This is a genomic window from Streptomyces sp. NPDC051020, assembly GCF_040683105.1.
GTDB lineage: Bacteria > Actinomycetota > Actinomycetes > Streptomycetales > Streptomycetaceae > Streptomyces.
In genome coordinates, this window is the sequence record NZ_JBFBCG010000235.1 from 1 (window position 1) to 1,310 (window position 1,310).

Genomic DNA, 1,310 nt, shown 5'->3' on the forward strand with positions numbered 1-1,310 from the left:
CGAGGATGACGACGTAGCCGTCGCCTTGTCCGGCATTTGCCCATGTGGGGGACTCGAACACCTTCTTGGGCGAGCCAGAGGTTTTATCTCAAGCTCAGTGCGTTGTGGCAAAGGGAGCTCCTGTTCGATGAGCAGGGGCTTCTTCGTGCTCGGAGCATGATCGTGGAGTGGTGGGGGCAGGCAGCGGACGGCTTGTTGTCGGTTGGGAGGGTGCGATGCCGTCGGTGCTCGGGTTGATGGAACGGCGCGAGGCGCGAGCGAGGCAGGACTTGGAGTCCTGGCTGGAGGTTCTGGAGCAGGCACAGGCAGAGGTGAGTGCCGCGCAGGAGCGGGTCGAGCGGGCCCGGGTGGGGCGTGAGGAACTCGTGCAGGTGCTCGCCGAGGAGAGCGCGGCCGGCGTGCCGGCTGCCACGTCGGTGGGTGGTGACGCGGACGCCTCGACCGGATCGGGCGGCTTGGGCGCGGGGTATGACGAGCGGCCGCCGGTCTGGCAGTCGGGCATGAGCGAGGAGGTGCTCAGCGGCCTGTATCGGGAGGTGTTCGCCGCTGTGATGGCCGCGGCGGGGCCGGTGAGCGGGGTGGAGCTGGCGCGGGCGGTGGGCCGGGAGGCGGACAGCAAGAACGAGGTGGAGAGGATCCGGCACCGTGCCTACGGGCTCGAGGCGCGGGGTTGGCTGGTGCGGGAGAAAGGCGGCCGGTTCACGCCCGCGCCTGGGCCGGTCGGTCGGGGCGTTTGTCCGGCCAGCGCGGAGCGTCCCCGGCCAGACGCCGTGACAGCCTGATCACGGCGGCCCACCACACCATCTGGGCGTGGTGGTCGGGGCGGCGTTCGTGGTCACGGTTGAGGCGACGTGAGCGCGACAGCCAGCTCAGCGTGCGTTCCACGACCCAGCGGCGGGCCAGGACGACGAAGCCGCGCTGCCCGTCGGAGCGGCGTACGACCTCGACGCGCACCCCGTGACGGGCGAACGCCTCGGCCAGTGCGGGGCCCTGGTAGGCGCTGTCGACCCAGACCAGCTTCAACAGCCGTCCCGGCTGGTCCATGAACGTCTCCAGCAGCGCGGGGGCGGCCTTGGAGTCGTGCACGTCCGCGGTGGTCACCGTCACTTCGAGGAGCAGGCCCTCGCTGTCGGTCAGAATGTGGCGCTTGCGCCCGTCGCGTGATTTGCCGCCGTCGTATCCGCGGCTGTCCTCACCCACGGTCTCGGAGGCGTCCACCTCCTAATGCTGTTGTCAAGCCGCTGTGGTGACTGGGAGTTCGCGTTGGTAGCACCGTCCGTCACGTATCAAAGCCCACAGGACGTTGACCC

At 69.5% G+C, this 1,310-nt stretch carries 2 protein-coding genes; one reads left to right on the forward strand and one right to left on the reverse strand.

Features of this window, described 5'->3' with window-relative positions:
• The first annotated feature begins 215 nt into the window (after positions 1-215).
• Positions 216-782, forward strand: coding sequence for a hypothetical protein (locus AB0N06_RS38910; protein ID WP_366139379.1), 567 nt, complete (start codon positions 216-218; stop codon positions 780-782).
• Here AB0N06_RS38910 and AB0N06_RS38915 read toward each other — a convergent pair.
• Entirely contained in the window at positions 700-1,218 is a 519-nt protein-coding gene (locus AB0N06_RS38915; protein ID WP_366139380.1) for a transposase, read from the reverse strand. The two genes, AB0N06_RS38910 and AB0N06_RS38915, sit on opposite strands and share 83 nt — an antisense overlap.
• Positions 1,219-1,310 lie beyond the last annotated feature (92 nt).